Source organism: Bacillus sp. 5mfcol3.1 (assembly GCF_900114335.1).
Lineage (GTDB): Bacteria > Bacillota > Bacilli > Bacillales > Bacillaceae_G > Bacillus_A > Bacillus_A thuringiensis_S.
This window is the reverse complement of the sequence record NZ_FOST01000007.1, coordinates 99,582-124,711: the sequence shown is the minus strand read 5'-3', so window position 1 is coordinate 124,711 and position 25,130 is coordinate 99,582. Positions and strand designations below refer to the sequence as shown.

Below are 25,130 nucleotides of genomic sequence, written 5' to 3'. Positions count from 1 at the left end.
GTGAGAATACGGCTCTCACGTTTTTATGTTTCATTTTATTAGTTCAATTGTTTCCGTAACTTTTATACTGTCTTTTACAGATTGAACAATCGTGCAATTTTTCACTGCAAGCTGCAATGCTTTGTCCAACTGCTCTTCTGTAATGTTTTCCGCTTTAATTTTATAGTGCAAATGAACACTTTCAACTGGTTTGGATAAAGCTTCACTTCTACCAATTTCAGTTTCGATCGTAAACGTATCGTATGTAATACGTTTCTTTTCTAAAATTGTTCGAAAGACAATTGCACTACATCCTGCGATAGAAGAAACGAGTAATTGTAACGGTGAATACCCGTTTTCTTTTCCAATCGCTAATTGAGCGTACGATAAATCTGCCTTTATATCATCGTGTTTGATTGTTAGTTTCATTTGTTTTGTCCATCTCCACTTTCATCGGTTTCTGCTGTTTCTTACTCATATAATAATAATATATATAGCAGAAAATGATAAATGGAATACCGCAGTATAACGCCATTCTTTGTTCAGGAATAAACGCTAAACTAATAACAACGATGCTATTTGTAATTAAAGCTAAAATTGGAACAATCGGATATAGTGGTGTTCTATACTTTAAGTCCTCTAACTTTCCTCCGCCTTTTATATACTGACTTCTAAAGCGAAGTTGCGATAAAGCAATAATGATCCAACTTGAAACAGCCGATAAACCAGCTATCGATAATAAGTACATGTATACTGTATCTTCTGCAAGGAAACTTGTGAATAGAGATAATCCAGCTACCGCAATCGTTACGACTAGCGCTGTAATTGGAATACCACGCTTATTTACTTTCTGGAAGGAAGTTGGTGCCATTCCTTCATTTGCAAGTGACCATAATATACGTGTCGCTGCATATAATCCAGAGTTCGCTACAGATAATAACGCAGTAATAATAACGAAGTTCATAATATCAGCTGCATATGGAATACCGATTTTATCAAATACAACTACGAATGGACTTTCAATTACGCCTGCTTCTTTCCAAGAAATTAATCCTACTAAAATTGTCATTGTTAAAATGAAGAATAACATAATACGCCATACTGTATTACGGATCGCACGTGGAATTGTTTTTTCTGGATTTTCACTTTCTCCCGCTGCAATTCCGATTAACTCTGTTCCTTGGAACGAGAAGTTAACTGTAATCATTGTAAGTAATACGGCAGCTAGTCCATTTGGGAAAAGTCCACCATCGCTTACAAAGTTAGAGAAAAGAGGTGCTGCTTCTTTTCCGTCATATGATATAAATCCTAATAATGCACTACCACCAAGAACAACAAATGCAAGGATTGTAATTACTTTAATACTAGAAAACCAAAATTCTAATTCGGCATAACTTTTCGCCGAAATTGCGTTTGAAGCATATAAAATAACGCCGAATACAAGGCACCATACCCAAACATCAACATTTGGAAACCATCTTTTCATCATTAAACCGATTGACGTTAATTCTAGTCCTACTGTTACTGCCCAGCCAAGCCAGTATAACCAGCCGATCATAAAGCCCGTTCCTGGTCCAATAAACTTCGTCGCATACTTTTGGAAAGAACCTGAAACTGGCATTGCTACCGTTAACTCTCCAAGACAAAGCATTGTTAAATACATAATAAATCCGCCTACTAAATATGAAAGGATGGCTCCCCCTGGTCCAGCCTGATTAATAGTGTAACCAGAACCTAAGAAAAAACCAGTTCCGATTACACCACCTAGTGCGATCATAAATAAATGTCTACTCTTCATCGTACGATGTAATTTCTCATTCGTTGGTTGCTGCATCTAAATCCTCCCCCTACCATACCCCTATGTCTTGTTAAAATTTTCTGATAATAAAAATATACACGAAAGCGATTACATTTTCTATATAAAATTAAAACTTTTCTGATAAAATAATATAAAAAATCTAATTATTGCAAGATTTAGATTCTATTTAGAGGAAAATAAGGATAAACAAGGAAAAAACCCTTACATATATTGTAAGAGTCAACGAAGTTCTAACCTTCTCGATAAAATTGATAAACTATAATTTACGATAAAATACATACAAGCAACTACTATAAACGTCGGAATCATATAATTTACATTTTGCCCGCTAATAATTTGAGCATTATGAATAAGCTCTGGTAGTGATATAACGACTGCTAGCGCTGTATCTTTCAGCAATGAAATAAACTGACTGACAAGTGGCGGGACCATTCTTCTTAATGCTTGTGGCAAAATAATATGCCACAGCGCTTGCACATACGTTAATCCGGAAGACCTCGCTGCTTCGATTTGCCCTTTTTCGATAGATAATAGACCACTTCGAACAATTTCAGATATCATTGCAGCTTCAAATATTGTTAAAGCAACAATTGTAGCTGTTATAATTTCTAATTTCAAGCCTGCTTCTGGAAGTGCAAAATACGTGAAAAATATAATTAACAGTAGTGGTAAGTTTCGAATCACTTCAACGATAATTCCTAATATTTGTGAGAAGACAGGTATTTTCGTGTAGCGCAATATTCCTATTACACTACCGATAATAAAGCTAAGTACAATTGCTACGAGCGCTACCTCTAACGTTATAAGTAATCCTTTTAATAAAAATAGAATATGATCCCCTGTAATTGCTCCCTTAAAATCCATTTACACCGCCTCCTTTGCCAAGCGTTTTTCTAAATAACGCACTAGCATACTGAGCGGAATTGTTAATATTAAATAAAACATCCCGACAAATATATAAACATCAAACGTAACAAACGTCTTCGTTGAAATTAAATCTCCTTGATACATTAAATCAGTACCAGCGATAATTCCGAGTATGGAAGAGTTTTTTACTAAATTGAGAAATTGATTTCCTAGAGGAGGAATTACGATTTTCATCGCTTGAGGTAAGACAACATAATACATCGCCTGTACATACGTTAACCCTGAAGACCTTGCTGCTTCCATCTGACCTTTCGCGACTGATAGAATACCAGCGCGAATAACTTCCGCAATAAACGCTGCCGTATATACCGTAAGCGTAACTGTTCCTGCTACAAAACCATTTAAAGTAATTCCTATTACAGGTAAAGCAAAATAGAATATAAATGCAATTAATACGAGTGGAATATTTCTTACAAACTCTACAAAAGCTGATCCTACCCAATTTAAAATACGAATCGGTGCAATACGCATTACCGCCAAAATTACTCCTAAAATAAAGCTTCCTATTAATGCAATTACACTAGACATAACTGTATACTTAAAGCCTTCTAAATACATATCAATGTTATTCGTTAGTATAGAAAAATCAGGCACATATTCTCCCCTCTTTCTTTACAAGAAGAGGATGAGCATCCCTCATCCTCTCACTCTTATTATTTATTCCAATTAAGTGTCACTTTATTTTTCTTGTTTTTGACCAATCCATTTCTCATACAATTTATCGTATTCTCCATTCGCTTTCATATCTTTTAGCAAGCTATTAATCTCTTTCGTTAAATCATCTGCACCTTTTTGCACTGCAATTCCGTACGGTTCATCCGTGAAAATTTTCCCTACAACTTCATAATTTGAATCTTGTTTTGCCATGCCGTAAAGAATTGCATTATCTGTCGTTAAAACATCACCTTTTCCTGCTTTTAATGCCGTAAATGCCTCACTGTAATTTTCAAATTCTAATACAGTCGCTTCTGGTGACTTTTGACGAATGTTATTTGTAGATGTTGAGCCTTTTACAGCTAATACTTTCACACCTTGTTTTATATCATCAATACTCTTAATATTGCTTCCTTTTTTCACAAGTAACGATTGCCCTGCTTTAAAATATACATCTGAAAAATCAACTTCTTTTTTACGTTCTTCCGTAATTGTCATTGTTGCGATAATTGCATCAATATCACCATTTTTCAGTAGTGGAATACGTGTTTTAGATGTTACTTCTTTCAACTCTAGTTTCTTTTCGTCCCCAAGAATTTTTTTCGCAAGTGCCTTCGCGATATCAACATCGAATCCTTCTACTTGCCCTGTTGAAGGATTTTTTAATCCAAATAAATTCGTATCATTCTTCACCCCAACTACTAATTTCCCTCGTTTCTTAATTTGCTCAACAGCCCCGCCTTGCTTCGTATTTGTTTCCTTTGCCTCATCTTTTTTACTTCCGCATCCAGCAACGACAAGCACGAATAAACATGAAAATACGATTAAAGTAAATAACTTTTTCATTTTAAGCATGAAATTCCTCCTCTAATGATTTAGCACCCGACTTAAAAATAAACGAGCTCTTTCTTGTTCAGGATTTGCAAAAAATTGTGCCGGTGTTGTATCTTCAATAATTTGACCATCATCCATAAATAAAATCCGATCTGCTACTTCTCGTGCAAATCCCATTTCATGCGTGACAACGACCATTGTCATCCCTTCTTTAGCTAGCGTTTTCATAACATCAAGTACTTCCCCGATCATCTCCGGATCAAGAGCAGACGTAGGCTCATCGAACAGCATAATTTCCGGTTGCATCGCAAGTCCTCTAGCAATTGCTACCCTTTGCTGTTGTCCTCCGGATAATTGATGTGGATATACGTTAGCCTTCTCTGGGATTCCTACTTTCTCTAAATAAAGCATTGCTGTTTTCTCTGCTTCTTCTTTGGAAACTTTATTTACTTTAATCGGTGCTAATGTAATATTTTGCAGAACTGTTTTATGTGGGTATAAATAAAAATGTTGAAAGACCATCCCAATATTTCGCCGCAATTCATTCATGTCCGTTTTTTTATTGTGTACCTCTGTATTTTGTACAATTAATTCTCCATCTGTAATTGCCTCTAATTGATTTATACATCGAAGCAATGTACTTTTTCCTGATCCTGAAGGCCCGACAACTACTACCACTTCGCCTTTTTTCACTTGCACATTAATATTTTTCAAAACTTGAAAGTTACCATAATATTTATTTACATTACGAAATTCTATCAACATACTCCCCCCTTCCCCTAACAACGCATGTACATTCTTTTTATATTCAAAAATAGTCCCAAAAATAACTTTTAGCTTCAATTTGTCCATAAAAAAAAGCAAAGGGTTTCCCCTTTGCTTCTTCATTTCTATTCTATTAAGATACTTCTTCTTTCTTATCTTTCCCGTATTCATGCTCCCAAAAATCAGCATTTTTAATTCCTAATGGCCCTGGATCGAATACTGGATCTTTTCCTTCTTTTTTCTGTTTTTCATAATCCTTTAATGCGACTAATGCAGGTTTTTGTAATAGTAAAATCGCAATGATATTTACCCATGCCATAATTCCTACCCCAATGTCGCCTAAAGCCCAAGCCGTTGCTGCTGTTTTTATACAGCCATAGAATACTGCTCCTAAAAATACAAACTTTAGTATCATGGACAGCCAAGGACGATCCTTATCACGATTTAAGTACGCTATATTCGTTTCTGCAATGTAGTAATACGCCATAATTGTTGTAAACGCGAAGAATAATAGCGAGATTGCAACGAAACCGTTTCCAAATCCAGGGAAAACAGATTCTACCGCTGCCTGTGTATATCCTGGTCCTGGCTGAGCACCATTTAATTTATTAACGATAAAGTTTTTTCCGCTTGCATCAAATACGTTATACATGCCTGTAATAATCATCATAAATGCTGTTGCTGAACAAACAAATAATGTATCAATGTAAACGGAAAATGCTTGCACTAAACCTTGTTTAGCTGGATGTGATACTTCAGCTGCTGCTGCTGCATGTGGCCCAGTTCCTTGCCCTGCTTCATTAGAATAAATACCACGTTTTACTCCCCAAGAAATTGCTAAACCGATAATACCACCAAATGCAGCTTCTAATGCAAATGCACTTCTTATAATTAACATAAATGCTTCTGGCAATTTTTCAATATTCATAGCAACAATGACGCAAGCTACTAAAATATAGCCTATTGCCATAAACGGTACGACAACTTGCGCTACGTTAACAATCCGCTTTACTCCACCGAAAATGATAAGAGCTAATACGACAACTAATATAGCCCCTGATACGGTAGTATTAATACCAAAAGCTGTTTCTAAACTTACAGCAATACTATTTGCTTGTACACCTGGTAATAAAAGTCCTGTTGCAAGAATTGTCGCTGCAACGAATACTAAAGCATACCATTTAACTCCTAGACCTTTTTCGATGTAGTAAGCAGGCCCACCACGAAACTGCCCTTGATGTTTCGTCTTATATATTTGCGCGAGTGTTGATTCTACATAAGCTGATCCTGCCCCTAAAAAGGCTACTGCCCACATCCAAAATACAGCTCCTGGTCCACCGAATGCAACCGCTGTTGCTACTCCAGCAATATTTCCTGTTCCAACGCGTCCTGATAATGAAAGTGCTAACGCTTGGAATGAAGAAACACCAGCTTCTGATTTTTCTCCTTGAAATGTCAGCTTCACCATTTCTCCTACGTGCCTTACTTGTAAAAACTTCGTTCGAATGGAAAAATATAAACCTACTCCTAAACATAAATAAACAAGTGCTGGACTCCAAACAATATTATTTAACCAATTTACGAAAGCTTCCAACATTCCCCCTCCTTCTTTATAAAGAATATTCAGAATATATATAAAATTATAAGTGTATACCGAATCCAGGACAATATTATTTTAATAAAGTAAACATATTTTTGTATAAAAAAACAAAGTATATATTTGTTTTATATACTTTGTTTTGAACTAAATGTATTATATATTCACAATTGCTTCTCTTTTAATAATTCTTTCGTATAGCTCTTCTGATAATTTCAAGAAGTTATCAGGCATATCTTTCCCTTTAAACTTCTTCTGAAGCGTTCCATATAAACCTATATCACGTAAACGTAAAAATAGTGGTATCGATTCATACCAACTATCCGCCAGCCTGTGCTCATACTCATATCCTTTTCGTAACACTTGTAACTGTTTACGAGCAAAATCTGTCTTCTCTTCTGCTGTCCACGGTGTAAATAGAACAGAGTAGTATAGAACCATCGCTAAATCATGTATAAAGTAATTATAAGCTGCATCGTCAAAATCAAAGATTGTAAGCTCTTTTCCATCATAATGGAAATTACCTTGATGGATATCACCGTGCATAAGACCGAACGTTTCTCTTTCAACTGGAAGAGCCTTAATTTCATCCATTAATACCGCTGCAATCTCTTTCACTTGACCATCTTCTAATTCATTAACAATTCCACTTTCGTCTTCTTCCCACGTTTCACGGTAGTCTGTTTTAGGATAATCCATTGTAAGGCGATGCAGTTGCCCAATCGCTTTTCCCCACGCTTCAAAATAAGCATTTCCCCAATAAGGCGATTCTGCTCCTTTTACTGGCTCACCTTTTGCATATGTAAATAAAGAAGCGAAAAAGAAAGTCCCATCCTCTGCTACGATTTCTTCTACGAGATTTCGAGACGTTGAATAAAGAGGTCCTGCTACCTTTGCCCCATTCTCCGCAACATATCGTAAAAAATCTAGTTCAGCCTCTACCTCTTGTTTAGAACGATGAGAAGAATGTGTTAAACGTAATACGTAATCTTCATCATTATCACCCTTCGCCTTAAAAATATAATTCTCAAAATCTCCAAGTGGCTTTTCTTCTACTGTTACATGAAACAAATTCGCTGCTCTTTTTAAAATCTCTTTCGTAAAAACACGTTCTACAGCTATTTCCATATATATCCCTCCTATATATCTTCTTAATTCGACACAAATGTTAGAAGTACTGCTATGAAATTGAATAATGCACAAAAGACAATGTAACGTAACCTTCAATCCTCTTTTTTTTAAAATAATTCAAGCATAAATTTCTCACAAACAACAAAAATTAACAGAAACAATTGCACTTTAAGAGAGGTGGAAATTATGACAGAGCAAAAAGAACAACAAGAGAGTAAAAACCAAAAGCATATGTTTCCATCACTTCCGGAGAACATTAATTACATTGAAAATAAACTTTCTCATTCTGATGATATAAAAAAATTAGATCTCCCTTTTCAAAACGGAAAAGGAACAATCTTATATATCGAATCTTTAGCAGATCCAAATCTAATTCATCAGTTAGTCCTTGAGCCATTATTAACGCAATCAGATTTATCTTTAGATAAAGCTTTTTCTACGTTAAATATGAAAAAAGAAACGAATTTAAATTATGGGATACAACTTTTATTACAAGGTAAATCCTTATATTTTCATGAACACGTCGACAGTTTTTGTATTTTCGAAACAGCCTTATCTTTAAAGAGAGATATAGCAGAGCCTGATAATGAAGGAGTTGTGCGCGGTCCACATACTGGTTTTGTAGAGGATCTAGCAACTAATTTAACCTCTATTCGTAAACTCATTAAGAGTCCAAATTTAGTTGTTAAATATTTTACACTCGGTGAAGAAATGCACACGAAAGTGGCAATTACTTATATGCAAAATATAGCGAATGACGATTTAGTTATAGAAGTGAAAAGAAGATTGGAAACCATTAAAACGGATGCACTTATGCCACCAGGATACATACAAGAATTTATAGAGGATACGTCTTTCTCCCCATTTCCGCAGCAATTAAATACAGAGCGTCCAGATAGAACTGTTGCTAATTTAATGGAAGGGCGTGTTGCTATTTTATCTGACGGAGATCCAACAGCACTCATCGTACCGGTTACGTTATTCGCTTTTTATCAATCACCAGATGATTATAATAACCGTTGGATTGTCGGTTCTTTCGTCCGAATGATTCGCTTAGTAAGTTTTTTAATTGCCTTTCTCTTACCAGCTTTATATATTGCAACTGTCGCTTTTCATCCTGATGTGTTACCGCTCGAACTTGTGTATACGATTAAAGCTTCATTAGAGAAAGTACCGCTTCCTCCTATTTTTGAAGCTCTCTTAATGGAGTTAATTTTCGAGTTATTACGAGAAGCTGGTATTCGCTTGCCGAGCCGCGTTGGACAAACAATCGGTATTGTAGGTGGTTTAGTAATTGGGGATGCAATTGTAAAAGCTGGACTCGTTTCTTACACAATGATCATCGTTGTAGCTTTAACTGCAATCTCATCTTTTCTCGTTCCATCAAACGATATGAGTTCAGCAGTTCGGATTCTTCGTTTTCCATTAATGCTCCTTGCTGCCATATTCGGATATGTAGGAATATCATTCGGTCTCATTATAACTTTCGTTCACTTATGTCAGCTTCATTCATTTCATACACCATATCTTTCTCCTGTTGCCCCGATGCGGATTAAAGATATGAAAGATTCTTTCATAAGACTACCAATTTGGTCATTTTGGGAAAGACCACATGATCCAAAACCGAAAAAAATGCAGCGCCAACCTGTAACGAGAGAGGATGAGGACGGTGACAAACACGCAAAGTAAAATTTCACTTGTTCAATTTACCTTTTTCGTTATTCAATGCCAAATTGGGGTCGGTATACTATCTCTACCTAACCGGCTTCATCCGATAGCAAAAGGTGGTGGTTGGATTTCTGCGCTCATCGCGGGGCTTGCCATTCAACTTATTATTTTACTTATGTGGCTTTTCTTAAAACGATTTCCTGATGCAGATATGTATAAAAGTGTTTGTATGCTATTTGGTAATAAGTTAGGAAAACTATTGGGCTTTTCTTATGTTTTTTATTTTACCCTTATCGGTATGACGGTTATGTTGAATGCTTGTAACGTCATTAAAGTATGGGTTTTACACGCAACTCCGTGGTCTGCAATTCTCATATTATGTACAGTAGCTTGTTGTTATGTAGCTTATAACACATTTAAAGTCATCGTACGATTTTATGTCATGGCCTCTATTCTCATTATTCCAATGGCCCTTTTAATTGCCCTAGGGCTTTCACGAGCTGATTTCTCTTATATTTTTCCTATTACAGAAGCCGGATGGTGGAATATAATTCAAGCATCCAAGGAAACAATTACAGCCATGTATGGTTTTGAAATTATTCTTATCGCTTTCCCAAAAGTAAATGGGAGTTCTATTGCAAAACTGAAGGCCATTTCTATCGCCAATGGATTTGTAACTCTTTTTTATACTTTTACCGTTTGGATTTGCTTTATCGTATTTAGTCCAAAGCAAATTGAGCTTATTCCAGAGCCAGTTGCTTACTTATTACGCTCCTTGCATATTGGAATTATAGATCGAACGGACCTAATCTTCATCCCAATTTGGATGATAACAGTTGTCGCTTCTATTGCTAGTTATTACTGCGCTGCTTCAATCGGAATTGGACATATATTCAACCTTGCTAATCATAAAAAGGCTGTTCCAATCGTTGGTATTATTGCTTTTAGTGTAGCCTTATTTATAGATACACCTGAAGAATTAAAAGTAATTTCAACTTTCACTGATAAGTTCACCTATATTTTCATAGTTGTCCTTCCTCTTTTATTTCTACTTTATTCTGTGATACGAAATAAGAAAGGAGAACAGTATGTTCAAAAAAAGAGTTAAATTACTTTTAATATTATGTGCTAGTTCCCTCCTTTCTGGCTGTTGGGATCAAGAACCATTAAGGGAGGCAAGTTTAGCTTATAGCGTTGGAGCTGATATTACGGAAGAGAATAAACTCCAGCAAACAATCGAGCTCGTAAAAAGTTCAAGCGGAGAGCAATCTTCATTTGAGAATGAAATATATTCAGCAACCGGGCATAACATAATGGATACAGGCGATGCCCTAAAAAAAAATGTGACTGGGAATATTCGCTATTTTAAATATGGTGTTCAATTACTCGGAACCAAAATTCTAAAAAAGGGTATACTCCCCTATTTAGATGTCAGCTTTCGAGATCCAACAAACCCAACTGCTTTAGTAAAACTTATTGCAGTAGATGGTGAAACATCGGAGATACTCGAAAAAAAGAAAATAGGAAATTTACTAATTGGAGATTTTCTAAAGAAAAAAGTGAAAAGCTTAGAAGATATGAGTGTATTTCCAAAAGAAACTTTAGAAACAGCTGCTACAAAAATGTTAGATCCCGGTAAAGACTTTACCCTTCCTTCTATAAAAATAAAAGGAAAAGAAGTAGTTACAAACGGGTTAGCTTTATTTAACAATGATAAATTAACTGGGCATTTACCTTTGAAACAATCTGTTTTATTCGTGTTATTAACCGGAAAAATGGGAACAAGTGCCCGTATAACCCAAAAACTGACTAGTGATGAATCTGAGAAGACATCTGATTATTTAACAATGGAAATTAGTAATCGAAAATTAAAACGCGACTTAAAAATAACAACAGATAAAAAAGGAAATGTTTATGCTCACATTAAGCTCCAATTAAAAGTTATAGCACTTGAATCTCCAAGAGATAATATGTATACAATGGACGATAGAGAAAAACTAAATAAAGAACTTTCTAAACAACTCACGAAAGAAGCGAAAAAAATAACACGAAAACTACAAAAAGCAAATTGTGATGCTTTCGGTATTGGAAGACATCTTATCGCTTATCATCCTAACTTATGGAAGAAAAAAAATTGGAATAAAGATTATGCAAAAGTAAAATTCAAACCTGAAGTAGAAGTAAGCATTTTGTATAGTGGTGTCTTAAAATAAAAAGGTTGTATGCCGCTCGGGCATACAACCTTTTTATTTCGTATATCGATACACAATTGATTCATATGGTCTTAAGTTAAGTTTTGCAATATCCTTGCTGGCATCTTTATAATTCGAAAGTAGTACTTCTTGTTTCATTCCATCTAACTGAACGTGCGCTGGTACTGAATACGTTATTTCTTCTCCATAGAAGTTATTTATAACAAGTAGTACTTCACTTTCTGTAGTACGAGTATATGCCCAAATTTTAGGATCATTTTTATCCAAAATAGCATATTCTCCTTCTGTAATTACATCATACGTTTTTCTAAGCTCTATTAACTTTTTATAATGATAAAATACGGACTCTTTATCTTCTAATGCTTTCTCTACGTTTATTTCTTTAAAATTTTCAGCCGCTGAAATCCAAGGTGTACTTGTTGTAAAACCACTGTTCATCTCTTCATTCCACTGCATCGGAGTGCGAGAGTTGTCACGAGATTTTTGCTTTAAAATCCCTATAATCTCTTCTTTTGATAGCCCTTCTTTTAGCTTTATATCGTATATATTTAACGATTCTACATCACGATATTGCTCGATGGACTCAAATTTAGGATTCGTCATACCGATTTCTTCCCCTTGATAAATATAAGGCGTTCCTTGCAGCATGTGCATGGCTGTCGCTAACATTTTTGCAGATTCGTTTCGGTACTTTCCATCATCACCAAAGCGTGACACGATGCGAGGCTGGTCATGATTACACCAAAATAACGCATTCCATCCTCCGCCCTTTTGCATTTCAATTTGCCAGTTAGACATAATCTCTTTTAATTTAATAAAATCAAACTCTGCTTTCGTCCACTTATCACCATTCGGATAATCTACTTTTAAATGATGGAAACTAAACGTCATGCTTAATTCATTACGCTCAGGATTAGAATATTTAATACAATTATCAATTGTCGTAGATGACATTTCTCCAACTGTAATGACATCTTTTCCTGCAAAAACATTTCGGTTCATCTCTTGTAAATATTCATGAACACGCGGACCATCTGTATAATACTTGCGTCCATCACTTGTCGCAGTACTACCTTCATCGTTTAAGAAGCATTGGTCTTTTGAAATTAAGTTAATGACATCTAATCGGAATCCTGTTACCCCTTTATCCAGCCAAAAACGCATCATATCATATACTTCTTCACGAAGTTTTTCATTTTCCCAATTTAAATCAGCTTGTGTTTCATCAAATAAATGTAAATAATATTGCTCCGTCTTCTCCTCATATTTCCAAGCAGATCCACCAAACTTAGACTGCCAATTATTTTTTTCATCACGCCAAATATAGTAATTACGATATGGACTATTTTTATCTTCCTTCGCTTCTTTAAACCACTTATGTTCAGTCGAACTATGATTTACAACAATATCAAGCATAATCTCAATGTTACGTACTTTCGCTTCTGCTAAAAGTTCTTCAAACTCTTCCATCGTTCCGTAAGATGGATCAATGCTGTAGTAATCACTTACATCATATCCATTATCATTTTGTGGTGATTGGTATATCGGTGTTAACCATATATAATCCACTCCGAGTTCTTTTAAATAATCTAGTTTCTCTGTAACCCCTTTTATATCACCGGTTTCTCTATTGTAATAACTATTAAAGCTCTTCGGATAAATTTGATAGACTACACTTTTATGCCAATCCTTCATGTTTAACTTCCTCCTACTTCTGTTTGACTCTTTTTGCAAATAACCATGTTAAAGTAAATGGGATTACAACTGCAATAATCATTCCTACAATAAACATTGGAATCGATTTCGGAATGATAGAAATAAATGCTGGCAATCCGCCAATTCCGATAGCAGGTGCTAATACACCATTTAATGTAATGAATATCGCTGCCACAGCAGACCCTATAATCGCTGCATAGAACGGGAACTTATTTCGTAAATTCACACCAAACATCGCTGGTTCTGTAATACCGAAGTATGCTGAAATGGCTGATGTTGATGCCATACTTTTATCATTTTGATTTTTAGAAATCCAGAACATCGCAAGTGCCGCACTACCTTGCGCAATGTTAGAAAGAGCGATCATCGGCCAAATAAATGTACCGCCATGTTGTGCAATCAATTGTAAATCAATTGCAATAAACATATGATGCATACCTGTAATTACAAGGGGTGCATATAACGCTCCAAATAATACTGCTCCAACTACTGGTACTGTTTCATATACACCTACTAATCCTACTGTTAATAAATCTCCAATATGACGTGTAACCGGACCGATAATTCCTAGTGCCAACACACCTGTCACAACGATTGTTGTAATTGGTACAACTAATAATTGAATTGCATTTGGTACATGTTTCTTTAAGAAAATTTCCACTTTACTTAATACAAATGCTGCTACTAAAACAGGTAAAATTTGTCCTTGATATCCTACCTTCTCAATTTGGAATAGTCCTAAAATATTGAAGTACTCAATCTTTTGACCCTCTAAACCAGTCGCTGCTTTTCCATAGTCCCAAGCGTTTAATAAGGCCGGGTGCACAAGCATTAATCCCATAACAATCCCTAGTATTGGACTACCACCAAAACGCTTCGTTGCTGACCACCCGACAAGTGCTGGTAAGAATACGAATGCTGTATTGGCCATCATATTAATTAAATCCCAAAGCCCACCTAAGTTCGGATAAACATCTAATAAATTTTTCCCATCAAAAAATAAGTCCTTTGCCCCTAATAGATTGTTAATACCCATTAGTAAACCAGCCGTTACGATCGCTGGTAATATAGGCATAAATACATCCGAAAATATTTTTACAAACTTTTGAGCTGGATTTAACTTCTGATTTCCAGAGTCTTTTACGTCAGCTACAGTCGATTCTTTCATACCTGCAAGCGTTATCAATTCAGCGTAAACACGATCTACATCCCCTGGACCAATTACAACTTGAAATATACCAGCGTTATGAAACGCTCCTTTCACTAATGAAACAGACTGTAATTTATCATTATCTATTTTACTTTCATCTTTTAAAGCGATACGGAGCCTCGTCACACAATGTGCAGCTTGTTCAATATTGTCTTTCCCACCAATATACTGCAACACTTCCTCTGCTGTTTTACGATAGTCTTTCCCCATATTCCCGTCCCTCTTTTCTTTTTTTGATACCGTTTACAATTACATATTAACTCGTATATATAAGTTAGTCAACACTCGTATATACGAGTTCGTGTTTTTTTTTTATAAAAAAAGAGATGAAACAATATTTTGTTCCACCTCTTTACTTCCTGCGTGCCACATCCGAAAAGTGAAAAATATCTAAACGGTGGCGTGATTCTGTATATTCGAACTGACTTCCATCATACAAATGTGTAAAGTTTTTCACAACGACAACATAGTCTGTTCCATTTAAATCTAAATACTTTCTGTCATCCTCTGTACATGGCTGTACTTCTATTACCCTCTGCGAATAACTAATATGTAGCCCAAGCTCTTTCTCGATGTATTTATAAATCGATGCTGTTGCAATTTCTTTCGTTAATCCTGGAATAAATTCAGATACAAAATGATTTATATCTAAAATTACTTTTTCTCCATCAATATTTCGTACACGTTTAATATGGTCAATCTCTGTTTTTTCTTTTACATTTAATAATTTCGCAATTTCTTTTGTGGCTTTTTCTTTGTCCATTTCCACAACTTCCGTAATACAATGACGTCCTAAACGTTCATTTTCTTCTTGGAAACTTACAATACCGCCAAAATTAAATTCAATATTTTTTCGCTTTAAAACAAAAACACCTTTTCCATGAATTTTTTGCACATATCCACGCTCTTGCAGTAAATCTACAGCTTTTCTTACCGTGCCTCGGCTTGCCTCATACTGCTTCATTAATTCTGTTTCTGATGGAATTTTGCATCCCTCTTTTAATTGTTTATTATCAATAGATTTACTGATTTCTGTATAAATTTGTTCATACTTACTCATCATCTACAATAGCCCCTTGTCACCTTCTAATTCTATATGTATTATAACATGCTTCACTCTTCTGCCAATCTCTCACTTATTTTCCAGTACAAGAAAAATATAGGTAAATATTTAATCTTTAAAACGTATTTTTATAAAAATTTTTATATTTTTCTTTTCATTCAAAAAAACATGTAGTATACTAACTTCAAAATCAGAGGAGAAAGGGAGCAAAGAACTATGCTTACTTATACAACAACTGTAGTTACATTTGCACAAAAACATCATCATCATACGTAACCCTTGAAACCTAGCGGAAAAATTACGCGTAGGTACAAGGGTTATTCCCGTTGTACCTACGTTAGGCAAAGAGCCATGTAGGTATTTTTTATCTACATGGCTCTTTTTTATTGTCAAAAAGCTAGTAAAAAATGATGTTTAAGCAAAACTTACTACAAAGGAGTTAACAAAAATGGAAACGAAAAAATGGGGATTATGGGTTTTAACAGCATTTGTTATCGGGAATATGGTTGGCGGTGGCGTATTTATGCTTCCAGCAAATTTAGCACAAGTATCAGGTCCGATGGGTTCTACACTCGCATGGAGTATTACAGGCCTTGGCGTATTTATGATTGCACTTGTATTTGGAAATTTAGCGATTCGGAAACCAGAATTAAAGGCTGGACCACAAAGCTATGCTCAAGCTATGTTTCCTTCAAAAAAAGCTGGTAAAGTTGCAGGATATAGTATGGCATGGGGATATTGGGCTGCTAACTGGGCTGCAACAGCATCTGTAATTATTTCCTTTGCTGGATATTTATCAACATTCTTTCCAGTTTTACAAAGTAAGCAAATTCTTTTTTCAATAAATGGATTTTCACTGGAACTCGGAAAAGGATTAACTTTCCTCGTATGTAGCCTTATGCTGTGGGGAATTCAATATATTCTTTCTCAAAATATTGATCGAGCTGGAAACATGAATCTACTTGCTACCATTGCAAAAATTATCGGATTTACAATGTTTATTGTAATTACATTATTCATTTTCAATGCCTCTAATTTCGGAGACGGTCAAACCTTTATGAATGAAGCAGGACAATCCATCTCGTTAGGGGGACAAATCAATTCAGCTGCTATTGCAACACTCTGGGCATTTATCGGTATTGAATCAGCAGTTATGCTTTCTAATCGTGCAAAATCACAGCGCGATGTAAAAAAAGCTACGATTTTCGGATTAATTATCGCTCTTCTTATTTACATGTCAATTACTTTACTTACAATGGGAGCTCTTCCGCAAGATGCTTTAAAAGAGTCTCAAAAACCATTAGTAGACGCATTAAATTTAGCAATTGGAAATAAAGGCGCATATATCATGGCTTTACTCGCTCTTATATCTTTATTTGGATCTACAGTTGGCTGGATTGTTGTTAGTTCAGAAGTACCTTACCAGGCAGCAAAGAATGGACTTTTCCCTAAGTTTTTCGGGAAAACAAATAAAAAAGGTAGTCCTTCAAAATCATTATTGATTACAAATGTAATGACGCAAATCTTCTTATTTTCAACGATTTCTGGTACTGTTTCAGAAGCGTATAGTTTCGCTATCGTCGTAGCAACATTAGCCTATTTAATTCCATACCTTGTTTCTACTCTGTACCAATTCAAACTGGTTATTACAGGAGAAACGTATGATATAATGCCTGGTTCTCGAATAAAGGACGGAATCATCACTACATTAGCATTTATATACTCAATTTGGGTTATCAAAACAGGAACTGCTGACTTAAAAACGTTCTTCTTAGGAATTGGATTGTTCGTATTAGGTCTTATTCTTTATCCTGTACTAATGAAAGACTCACAAAAAACGGATTAAATAAAGAGAAGCTGCTGGCTTCTCTTTTTTATTAAAAATCTGTAATTAACTTTTCTTTTAGCTCTCCTACAGATAAAGGTTTCGCATAATAAAATCCCTGTACATAATCACAGCTCATTGATTGTAACAAACTCTCTTGCTCTACTGTTTCTACCCCTTCAGCAACTACTGCTAAATTTAAACTATGAGCAATTTCAATAACGGATTTTACAATCGTTCGTTCTGGCTGTGCGTGATCATAATGAAATTCACGAATAAAATTACGATCAATTTTTACAATATCCAGTGGTAGTTGTTTTAAATAATATAAGGAAGAATAACCAGTTCCGAAATCATCCAAAGCAATTAAAACACCCATATTTCTTAATTCTTGTAATGTAGCAATAATATAATCAAAATGGCGAACTGCAATGCTTTCCGTTATTTCTAATATTAAACGGTTCGGAGGAAAACCAGTTCTCTTTAAAATGCTACGTACAGACAAAATAAAACGTTTCTGCATTAATTGTTGTATAGATAAATTCACAGATAACTTTAGTCCTTCTTGATAATTTGGCAAAGTTTTAAACAATCGGCATGACTTTTCTAATACCCAGTCTCCTAGCTTTATAATAAGTCCAGACTCTTCAGCAACAGGGATAAATTCGCTTGGTGAAATAGGTCCGTCTTCTGTCATACAACGTACTAGAGCTTCTATACCAGAATATCTCTTCGTTTTCAAATCAATAATAGGCTGCAATGCTACATCTAACTCTTCATCACGAATTGCCTTTTGCAAAGCAAACTCAACTTTCATTCTACGATTTATTTTCGCGCGTAGCTCATCTGTAAAGAAACACGCAGCGTTTCTCCCCTGTTCTTTTGCACTATACATAGCTAAGTCAGAGTTTTTCAATAAAGTTTCCACATCTTGTCCGTCTTGTGGATAAGAACAAAGTCCTAGACTAGCTGAAATGTATACTTCATGGCCTTCCAGCATAAATGGTGCCTGAAAACATGACAACACAGATGTCGCTAACTGACTCATATCATCTTGTCTATGATTTTTTGTTAACAGCACAAATTCGTCGCCACCTAGCCTAGCCAGAACATCTTTCTCTCCTAGTACATAATGCAACCGTGAAGCAACTTCGCTTAAAAGTAAATCCCCTATCATATGACCTAACGTATCATTTACTAATTTAAAACGGTCCAAATCAAAGTAAATCATACCAAATTCTTTTTTATCTGCAATCAATTTATTAACGGTCGTTATTAATTGTAAACGGTTAGGCAAACTCGTTAAAGCATCATGATAGGCAAGTTCCCTATAACGACTTTCACTTAGCCGCAATCTATGTTCCGCTTCTTTTCTACTACTAATATCATTTCGAATTGCGATAAACTGGTATGGCTCTCCTTTTTCATTTAAAAATGGAACAATTGTTGTTTTGACCCAATAATATGTACCATCTTTTGCTCGATTCCGAATCTCACCTGTCCATACTTTCCCATTCAAAATACGTTTCCATAAGTCTTGAAAAAAGGTTTTTGGATGATGTCCTGAATTTAAAATACGGTGATCTTTTCCAATTAATTCTTCTCTTTTGTATTTAGAGATTTCACAAAATTTATCATTTACATATGTAATAAGACCTTTTCGATCTGTAATTGCAACAATTGAAGACTCATCTAATGCTAACTTTAAATCTCGCAATGAAGAGTCATATAATGCATGACCTCTCTGTTCTAGCATGCGCATCTCTCCTTGCTTCTATCTGACTAAAACACAACCTGTTTCTCTTCATAGAAATAGAGATATTTCATTTTCTAACACTAGCCCATTACATAAATTATCTTTTTAAATAGACCGATTAAAATAACATAATATTATTTGTAATAAAAAGCAATATTATACCGTTCCAATTATAACTAGTAACTTCTCATCTCCCTAATTATTTCGCGCCTTATTATACTGCAATCCCTTTAAGTGGCTCTATGCAAGCCTTGTTTCCAACTAATACCACTCACATCTGATCTCTTTGTTTTTAATAACGAAATAGAAATTAGAACATACTACATAACTATTCACGAATAATAATATAAAACTCTACATCAATGTATATGTTTTTGAATTACAATAACAAAATATTAACATATTTTCACCTTAATTTTGGAAGTATTTTATAAATAAATACCGTATTAAACTAAAAAAGAGGATAGCCTCTTTTTTAGTTTAATACGAATATGGTATTTGCTGATAACCTGGGTATGGCATTGGATACGTTACAGGGTATGGTGATGGATAAGCTACTGGATATGGAGCCGGATAATATCCTCCACTTGTTGCACCTGTTAACGCACCCGCTGTCAGTCCGCCTAACACTCCTCCTGCAAAGCTTCCAGGGAAAAATCCGCCTCCCCATGAACTACCACCACCCCAGCCCCATCCGCCTCCGTGATGATGATGGTGATCATAGTGATTGTGTCCTCCATGGTGATGATGTCCGCCGTTATGATTATGCCCACCATGATTGTGTCCTCCATGATGATTCCGATAGTACAATCCATTATTTTCTATATAATTCATGTTTCTCCGCTCCTTTTCGATTTTTTCATTTTCATATGCGTTAAGAGTGAGATAAAAAATGGGATAGTACACTGTATGTAGGACAAATGCGGAAAGTATAGGTGAAATGTCTATATTTTGTAAAAAAAGCAAAACACCTTATAATAAAGATGTCATATTACATCTTCTATTTAAGAAGTCTATATTGAAAAAAGATTAGGGGAATTATATAGAAATGAAGAAGCCTATCGTTCAATTACTATTAATATTTACAATTGTATCTATCGTTCTGTTCCTATTAAATACATCGTATATCTCGTTATATACATTTGTCGGTGCTCTATGGTCCATCACAATCGTAGGAATTTCATTCGTTATTTTTATAGAAAATAGATCTCCACAAAGTACATTAGCATGGTTTTTAGTATTAGCACTTCTTCCTATTATAGGTGTGCTTTTATACGCTATTTTCGGACGCAGCCGCTGGAGAAGAAAAAAACATCTCCATCGTTCAGAAGAACAAAGAAAATTATTCCGTGAAATATTAGAAGGAAGAAGACTAGAGTTATTACTCACAGTCCCACTAAATGAACGTTCCTTACATTTAACAGAAGTCATACAAAAATTTGGAGGCGGTCCTGCCGCAGATAAAACAACTACAAAACTTTTAACAAACGGAGATCAAACATTTTCAGAAATTTTGCGAGCTATAGAGCAGGCAAAACATCATATACATATTCAATACTACATTTATAAATCTGATGAAATTGGTACAAAAGTTCGAGATGCTTTAATACAAAAAGCAAAAGATGGTGTTATTGTACGCTTCCTTTATGATGGCCTTGGAAGTAATACGTTAAGAAGACGATTTTTACAACCTATGAAAGAAGCTGGGATTGAAATTGTAGAATTTGACCCTATTTTTTCAGCTTGGTTACTTGAAACTGTCAATTATCGTAACCATCGAAAAATTGTTATTGTAGATGGAAAAATTGGTTTTACCGGAGGACTCAATGTCGGCGATGAATATCTTGGCCGTTCAAAGAAATTTCCTGTTTGGCGTGATAGTCATTTAAAAATAGAAGGAAAAGCATTATATAAATTACAAGCAATCTTTCTAGAAGACTGGCTCTATGCCTCTAGTGGTTTAAATACTTATTCCTGGGATCAATTCATGAATAGACAATACTTCCCAGGTAAAGAGATTTCAAATGCAGAAGGTGCTGTTCAAATCGTAGCAAGCGGACCAAGCTCCGATGATAAAAGTATTCGTAATACATTATTAGCTGTTATGGGCTCTGCAAAAAAATCCATTTGGATTGCTACACCCTACTTTATTCCAGATCAAGAAACTTTAACATTATTACGCTTAAGTGCAATTGCCGGAATAGATGTACGGATTTTATATCCAGGTAAAAGTGATAGCATCATTAGTGATCAAGCATCTCAATCCTATTTCACTCCGCTTTTAAAAGCTGGTGCTTCTATTTACAGTTATAAAGATGGTTTTATGCATGCAAAAATTGTACTCGTTGATGATACAATTGCAACGATTGGAACAGCAAACATGGATGTACGTAGCTTTGAATTGAATTACGAAATTATTAGCGTACTTTATGAATCAAAAACAGTTCACGATATTAAACGTGATTTTGAAGAAGACTTTAAACATTCAACTGAAATTAAATGGAACTCTTTCCAAAAAAGAAGTATAAAAAAACGCATATTGGAGTCTTTCATGAGGCTCATTTCTCCTTTACTGTAAGCAATCAACTTCATCTTGATTGCTTTTTCTTTTCCCTTTATCCTCCTTCCTTTTCTTTGCATACCATATTAAAACAAGTTATCATAAGATGTATTACTTTATGAAAATAATGTTAGGTGGGAAATACATGTTAGAACAATTTCATATACATTCTGATTTAAAACAACAGCTTTCTACGATTCATGAAAAGAATAAACAAGAAGCTGGTGAAAATGCACATTTAATCGGAACGAAAATATATAAAGCGTCTGATAATAGCATTATTGAAGATGCGATTACAGCACTTCTTCTTGGCAAGAACATTCTATTAAAAGGACCGACTGGTAGTGGTAAAACAGTACTAGCGGAAACTCTTTCTTCTTTATTCCAAAAACCAATGCATAGCATTAACTGCTCTGTCGACTTAGATGTAGAAGGTATTTTAGGATACAACACACTACAAACGAAAGATGGTGCATCTGAAGTTTCATTCGTTAACGGTCCTCTTATGAAAGCAATGAAGAACGGTCACTTCCTATATATTGACGAAATCAATATGGCAAAACCTGAAACTTTACCGCTACTTCACGGCGCATTAGATTACCGTAAAATGATCACAAACCCATTTACACAAGAGGTTGTATACGGTGATGACGAATACCGTGTAATTGCTGCGATTAACGAAGGTTACGTTGGAACAAGTGAACTAAATGAAGCATTAAAAAACCGTTTCGTTATTATTGAAGTTCCTTACATTCAAGGTGACACATTAAAAGAACTATTATTAGCAGAATCAAAATTAAATAATGTTGCAACAATTGAAAAGTTTGTTGCATTTGCAAGCGACCTTATGCCTTTAGCTCGCGATGGACGTGTAAGTGAAGAAGCAGCAAGTATTCGTGGTATTATCGACGCATGTGATTTAGGTGTATATATTCCTGTTATGCGAGCGATTGAACGAAGCATAATTGCAAAACTTAATGATGAAACAGAACAAATGACTGTCCGTGAATTAGCAGAAAGTTATTTCTTTGAGGGATAATTTATGAGACAAATTTTTAGTGACAAAAAAATTGATGCGTCGCTGTTTCTACAAATGGAAAACTTAATGTATGCCCTTCTAAAAGAAGACGATGCCTATCTTGAATATGGCTATAAAGCATACTACGACGAAATTGAAAAGAAAGTTGTCATTAGTCACTTTTGGGATGATCGAAAAGAAGAAGATACAGTAATCGGATTAAAAAGCGAAGTGTTCTTAAAAGCACTTGGTAATAAACATTACTCGGACATGACTTTAATTCGTTCTTATGCAATTGAATTGCAAGAATCGCCCCTAAAAAAGTTTTTAACACAATTATTTGTTCTATTAGAAGATTTACGCGTTGAGGAAATCGTAAAGAACTTACGTCCTGGCACGAAACATATTTTTAAACGCCGAAAAGAAATGTACCGCAATTATTTCGGCTCTCAAAATGAAATAAACCGCGTTCGTAATTATCACGGTGATCGTCTATTTTGCCTATGCTATCTTTCATTAACGAGCGATAAATATGAAATGTTTAATAATGAATATTTTGAGCAAATTGAAGCGATTTTACATGAAACATTCCAAGCACGTAATACAGAAGATATTATGTATATCGTTGAGAAAATTCGCTATCGCTTAGAGGCGCTTCTTGAAAGTGATATGCTTAACAACTATTTCGGACATGCTCCACTTTACTTATCTGTTCTTGCAGACGAAAAGAACTGTCGCGTCGAAGATTTAGCAAATGATGATACGCAGCTTATAGATGACGATGAAAATAAAAACAAAATGGATGAAAGTTTCTCCACATGGCATCGTGAAAATAAAAATAACGAAAACGAGAACTTTTTACGCTTTGAATTAGAAAGCGGAACAAAAACAAACATGATGGGCGATACTGCTCGTGAATCAGAAGATGGCGACCAAGCACTTGGTTCTGTACAAGGTACTTCTCAAAAAAGTACACAATCCAACTTTGATGGCGCTGATACAGAAGAAGCAAGGGCTTCACACGCTTCTAGCCAGCACGACGGTGCATATGGGAAGTATAATGTAGGTGCTTCTCATACATTTAAAGAAGCTCGCAAAGTAAATATTGATGAGAAAAAAGATTACCAAGCTATCAAATCAGTCGTCAATAAAGATGTAAAAGAATTAAAGAAAATTATCGAAAAAACGATTGAAAATAAAACGAATGCGAATAGTGATAAATATTACGGAAGACTTCGTAAGAAATTCCTCCGTATTTATACCGAAAAACAACCGCGGATGTTTTATAAAAAAGGACAAGAGTCACAAGAACTCGATGTTGCATTCCAACTGTTAGTTGACTGTTCTGGTTCTATGTATAACAAAATGGAAGAAACGAAGAAGAGTGTTGTACTATTCCATGAAGCTTTAAAATCTTTAAAAATCCCGCACGCTATTAGCGGATTTTGGGAAGATGCCTCTAGCGCTAAACCTGAAGATAAGCCGAACGTTATCCATGAAGTTGTAAATTATAAAAACTCAACGTTACCAAACGTTGGTCCAGAAATTATGCAACTTCGTGAAGAAGAAGATAACCGCGACGGATATATTATTCGTATCGTTTCTGAAAAGCTTGCCAAAAGACCTGAGAAACATAAATTCTTACTAGTCTTCACAGACGGTGAGCCTTCTGCGCTAGACTATCAACAAGACGGAATTTTAGATACGCATGAAGCTGTTAAACTCGCGCGTAAAAGTGGTATGGAAGTAATCGGTATCTTCATCGAAGAAGGCGAAGCGAAAGAAGCAACTTATCAATTGATGAAAAACATTTATAACCATCACTTCTTAGTTGCAAATCACGCTGAAGATTTACGTCTAAAGATTAAACCACTATTGAAAAAGTTATTACTGAAGACGATTGAATAGAAAATAGGAGCCTTGTGGCTCCTGTTTTTTCGTTCAATTACTTTGTTTCTGGTTGAAACTTGTATGGAATGGCTACTTCTAACAAAGATTCAAATCCTCCGTCATAGTATGGGAAGCGCTCATTCGCAATTGTTCGACCCACCCACTCTATTGCAGAAATTTCACCTTCATCTTCCGCAATAAGTTCACCTTTTACTACATTCACTCGGAATGTAAAAAATAGCGCATGATTCCCTGATTCTTCAAAGAATTTTTCATTAATCGCAACAAGTCCAGCTAACGCAGCAGTTAAACCTGTCTCTTCTTTCACTTCTCTTATTAGTGCTTCCTCTAATATTTCACCTTTTTCTACAGCCCCGCCTGGCAATGACCAAACGTTTTGTTCTACATTATGTACCATTAATATTTTATCTGTTTCTTCGTCATGTATTAGTGCATATACGACATCAACTCTCTGCATAAGGCTTCTCTCCCTCCAAAAATGATG

At 35.2% G+C, this 25,130-nt stretch carries 21 protein-coding genes; 7 read left to right on the top strand and 14 right to left on the bottom strand.

Annotation, left to right across the window (positions count from 1 at the left end; genetic code table 11):
- Positions 1-30: 30 nt before the first annotated feature.
- The 8 genes from BM089_RS25400 to BM089_RS25365 all read right to left on the bottom strand — a co-directional run bounded on the left by BM089_RS25400 (position 31) and on the right by BM089_RS25365 (position 7,703).
- Positions 31-408, bottom strand: coding sequence for an OsmC family protein (locus BM089_RS25400; RefSeq protein WP_000778853.1), 378 nt, complete (start codon positions 406-408; stop codon positions 31-33).
- Positions 383-1,813 (bottom strand): amino acid permease, encoded by a 1,431-nt coding sequence (locus BM089_RS25395; RefSeq protein WP_001187099.1) that lies wholly within the window; start codon positions 1,811-1,813, stop codon positions 383-385. Before BM089_RS25395 ends, BM089_RS25400 begins: the two co-directional genes overlap by 26 nt.
- Positions 1,814-2,017: 204 nt before the next feature.
- The gene (locus tag BM089_RS25390; RefSeq protein WP_090978390.1) at positions 2,018-2,662 is read right to left on the bottom strand and encodes an amino acid ABC transporter permease; all 645 of its coding nucleotides are present in this window, start codon (positions 2,660-2,662) and stop codon (positions 2,018-2,020) included.
- Positions 2,663-3,319, bottom strand: a complete 657-nt coding sequence (locus BM089_RS25385) for an amino acid ABC transporter permease (protein ID WP_001112682.1) — start codon at positions 3,317-3,319, stop codon at positions 2,663-2,665.
- Between the two features lie 84 nt (positions 3,320-3,403).
- Positions 3,404-4,234 carry a glutamine ABC transporter substrate-binding protein GlnH gene (gene glnH, locus BM089_RS25380; RefSeq protein WP_000916477.1) on the bottom strand — a complete coding sequence of 277 codons (831 nt, stop codon included), beginning with the start codon at positions 4,232-4,234 and terminating at the stop codon, positions 3,404-3,406.
- A 12-nt stretch (positions 4,235-4,246) separates the two neighbouring features.
- Positions 4,247-5,101: an amino acid ABC transporter ATP-binding protein gene (locus tag BM089_RS25375; protein ID WP_141544020.1), complete on the bottom strand. Its 855-nt coding sequence runs from the start codon at positions 5,099-5,101 to the stop codon at positions 4,247-4,249.
- 10 nt (positions 5,102-5,111) lie between these two features.
- Positions 5,112-6,572, bottom strand: coding sequence for an alanine/glycine:cation symporter family protein (locus BM089_RS25370; RefSeq protein WP_000387158.1), 1,461 nt, complete (start codon positions 6,570-6,572; stop codon positions 5,112-5,114).
- Positions 6,573-6,731: 159 nt separating this feature from the next.
- Positions 6,732-7,703, bottom strand: a complete 972-nt coding sequence (locus BM089_RS25365; protein WP_090978388.1) for a phosphotransferase enzyme family protein — start codon at positions 7,701-7,703, stop codon at positions 6,732-6,734.
- Positions 7,704-7,892: 189 nt separating this feature from the next.
- On the opposite strand from BM089_RS25365, the gene gerKA reads away from it, so the two are divergent.
- Genes gerKA through BM089_RS25350 form a run of 3 tightly spaced genes read left to right on the top strand, consistent with a single transcriptional unit; the run spans position 7,893 to position 11,587 of the window.
- Complete coding sequence (gerKA, locus tag BM089_RS25360) at positions 7,893-9,395, top strand: spore germination protein GerKA (RefSeq protein WP_090978386.1); 1,503 nt, start codon at positions 7,893-7,895, stop codon at positions 9,393-9,395.
- Positions 9,376-10,482, top strand: coding sequence for a GerAB/ArcD/ProY family transporter (locus BM089_RS25355; protein ID WP_000185797.1), 1,107 nt, complete (start codon positions 9,376-9,378; stop codon positions 10,480-10,482). The genes gerKA and BM089_RS25355 overlap by 20 nt, the downstream gene beginning before the upstream one ends.
- Complete coding sequence (locus BM089_RS25350; protein ID WP_000474045.1) at positions 10,463-11,587, top strand: Ger(x)C family spore germination protein; 1,125 nt, start codon at positions 10,463-10,465, stop codon at positions 11,585-11,587. The genes BM089_RS25355 and BM089_RS25350 overlap by 20 nt, the downstream gene beginning before the upstream one ends.
- A 33-nt stretch (positions 11,588-11,620) precedes the next feature.
- On the opposite strand, the gene treC is transcribed toward BM089_RS25350, so the two are convergent.
- The 3 genes from treC to treR form a co-directional block, all read right to left on the bottom strand.
- Positions 11,621-13,282 (bottom strand): alpha,alpha-phosphotrehalase, encoded by a 1,662-nt coding sequence (treC, locus tag BM089_RS25345; protein ID WP_000656151.1) that lies wholly within the window; start codon positions 13,280-13,282, stop codon positions 11,621-11,623.
- Between the two features lie 13 nt (positions 13,283-13,295).
- On the bottom strand, positions 13,296-14,723 hold the full coding sequence (treP, locus tag BM089_RS25340) for a PTS system trehalose-specific EIIBC component (RefSeq protein ID WP_000513942.1): 1,428 nt from the start codon (positions 14,721-14,723) through the stop codon (positions 13,296-13,298).
- Between the two features lie 142 nt (positions 14,724-14,865).
- Positions 14,866-15,576: a trehalose operon repressor gene (treR, locus tag BM089_RS25335; RefSeq protein ID WP_000987242.1), complete on the bottom strand. Its 711-nt coding sequence runs from the start codon at positions 15,574-15,576 to the stop codon at positions 14,866-14,868.
- 448 nt (positions 15,577-16,024) lie between these two features.
- Between treR and BM089_RS25330 the strand changes: the two genes are divergently transcribed.
- Complete coding sequence (locus BM089_RS25330; protein WP_000448445.1) at positions 16,025-17,422, top strand: amino acid permease; 1,398 nt, start codon at positions 16,025-16,027, stop codon at positions 17,420-17,422.
- A gap of 31 nt (positions 17,423-17,453) precedes the next feature.
- On the opposite strand, the gene BM089_RS25325 is transcribed toward BM089_RS25330, so the two are convergent.
- Positions 17,454-19,157, bottom strand: a complete 1,704-nt coding sequence (locus BM089_RS25325) for a putative bifunctional diguanylate cyclase/phosphodiesterase (protein WP_000893346.1) — start codon at positions 19,155-19,157, stop codon at positions 17,454-17,456.
- A gap of 480 nt (positions 19,158-19,637) precedes the next feature.
- Positions 19,638-19,991: a hypothetical protein gene (locus tag BM089_RS25320; protein WP_001106379.1), complete on the bottom strand. Its 354-nt coding sequence runs from the start codon at positions 19,989-19,991 to the stop codon at positions 19,638-19,640.
- 214 nt (positions 19,992-20,205) lie between these two features.
- Between BM089_RS25320 and BM089_RS25310 the strand changes: the two genes are divergently transcribed.
- The 3 genes from BM089_RS25310 (at position 20,206) to BM089_RS25300 (ending at position 24,643) form a co-directional block, all read left to right on the top strand.
- A complete protein-coding gene (locus BM089_RS25310) occupies positions 20,206-21,735 on the top strand; it encodes a cardiolipin synthase (protein WP_090978384.1) in 1,530 nt (509 codons plus the stop codon).
- 127 nt (positions 21,736-21,862) lie between these two features.
- Positions 21,863-22,756 carry an ATP-binding protein gene (locus BM089_RS25305; protein ID WP_065229746.1) on the top strand — a complete coding sequence of 298 codons (894 nt, stop codon included), beginning with the start codon at positions 21,863-21,865 and terminating at the stop codon, positions 22,754-22,756.
- Between the two features lie 3 nt (positions 22,757-22,759).
- Positions 22,760-24,643: a vWA domain-containing protein gene (locus BM089_RS25300; protein WP_016083554.1), complete on the top strand. Its 1,884-nt coding sequence runs from the start codon at positions 22,760-22,762 to the stop codon at positions 24,641-24,643.
- 37 nt (positions 24,644-24,680) lie between these two features.
- Here the strand turns inward: BM089_RS25300 and BM089_RS25295 are convergent, their stop codons facing one another.
- Positions 24,681-25,103 carry an NUDIX hydrolase gene (locus BM089_RS25295; RefSeq protein WP_090978382.1) on the bottom strand — a complete coding sequence of 141 codons (423 nt, stop codon included), beginning with the start codon at positions 25,101-25,103 and terminating at the stop codon, positions 24,681-24,683.
- Positions 25,104-25,130 lie beyond the last annotated feature (27 nt).

What these genes read in the sequence shown, in the direction of transcription:
- BM089_RS25400 (WP_000778853.1), bottom strand. Translation starts at nt 408, where the DNA reads ATGAAACTAACAATCAAACACGATGATATAAAGGCAGATTTATCGTAC.
- treC (WP_000656151.1), bottom strand. Translation starts at nt 13,282, where the DNA reads ATGAAGGATTGGCATAAAAGTGTAGTCTATCAAATTTATCCGAAGAGC.
- BM089_RS25320 (WP_001106379.1), bottom strand. Translation starts at nt 19,991, where the DNA reads ATGAATTATATAGAAAATAATGGATTGTACTATCGGAATCATCATGGA.
- BM089_RS25295 (WP_090978382.1), bottom strand. Translation starts at nt 25,103, where the DNA reads ATGCAGAGAGTTGATGTCGTATATGCACTAATACATGACGAAGAAACA.
- BM089_RS25395 (WP_001187099.1), bottom strand. Translation starts at nt 1,813, where the DNA reads ATGCAGCAACCAACGAATGAGAAATTACATCGTACGATGAAGAGTAGA.
- BM089_RS25350 (WP_000474045.1), top strand. Translation starts at nt 10,463, where the DNA reads ATGTTCAAAAAAAGAGTTAAATTACTTTTAATATTATGTGCTAGTTCC.
- BM089_RS25305 (WP_065229746.1), top strand. Translation starts at nt 21,863, where the DNA reads ATGTTAGAACAATTTCATATACATTCTGATTTAAAACAACAGCTTTCT.
- glnH (WP_000916477.1), bottom strand. Translation starts at nt 4,234, where the DNA reads ATGCTTAAAATGAAAAAGTTATTTACTTTAATCGTATTTTCATGTTTA.
- BM089_RS25330 (WP_000448445.1), top strand. Translation starts at nt 16,025, where the DNA reads ATGGAAACGAAAAAATGGGGATTATGGGTTTTAACAGCATTTGTTATC.
- BM089_RS25390 (WP_090978390.1), bottom strand. Translation starts at nt 2,662, where the DNA reads ATGGATTTTAAGGGAGCAATTACAGGGGATCATATTCTATTTTTATTA.
- BM089_RS25300 (WP_016083554.1), top strand. Translation starts at nt 22,760, where the DNA reads ATGAGACAAATTTTTAGTGACAAAAAAATTGATGCGTCGCTGTTTCTA.
- BM089_RS25375 (WP_141544020.1), bottom strand. Translation starts at nt 5,101, where the DNA reads ATGAAGAAGCAAAGGGGAAACCCTTTGCTTTTTTTTATGGACAAATTG.
- treP (WP_000513942.1), bottom strand. Translation starts at nt 14,723, where the DNA reads ATGGGGAAAGACTATCGTAAAACAGCAGAGGAAGTGTTGCAGTATATT.
- BM089_RS25365 (WP_090978388.1), bottom strand. Translation starts at nt 7,703, where the DNA reads ATGGAAATAGCTGTAGAACGTGTTTTTACGAAAGAGATTTTAAAAAGA.
- treR (WP_000987242.1), bottom strand. Translation starts at nt 15,576, where the DNA reads ATGATGAGTAAGTATGAACAAATTTATACAGAAATCAGTAAATCTATT.
- gerKA (WP_090978386.1), top strand. Translation starts at nt 7,893, where the DNA reads ATGACAGAGCAAAAAGAACAACAAGAGAGTAAAAACCAAAAGCATATG.
- BM089_RS25325 (WP_000893346.1), bottom strand. Translation starts at nt 19,157, where the DNA reads ATGCTAGAACAGAGAGGTCATGCATTATATGACTCTTCATTGCGAGAT.
- BM089_RS25310 (WP_090978384.1), top strand. Translation starts at nt 20,206, where the DNA reads ATGAAGAAGCCTATCGTTCAATTACTATTAATATTTACAATTGTATCT.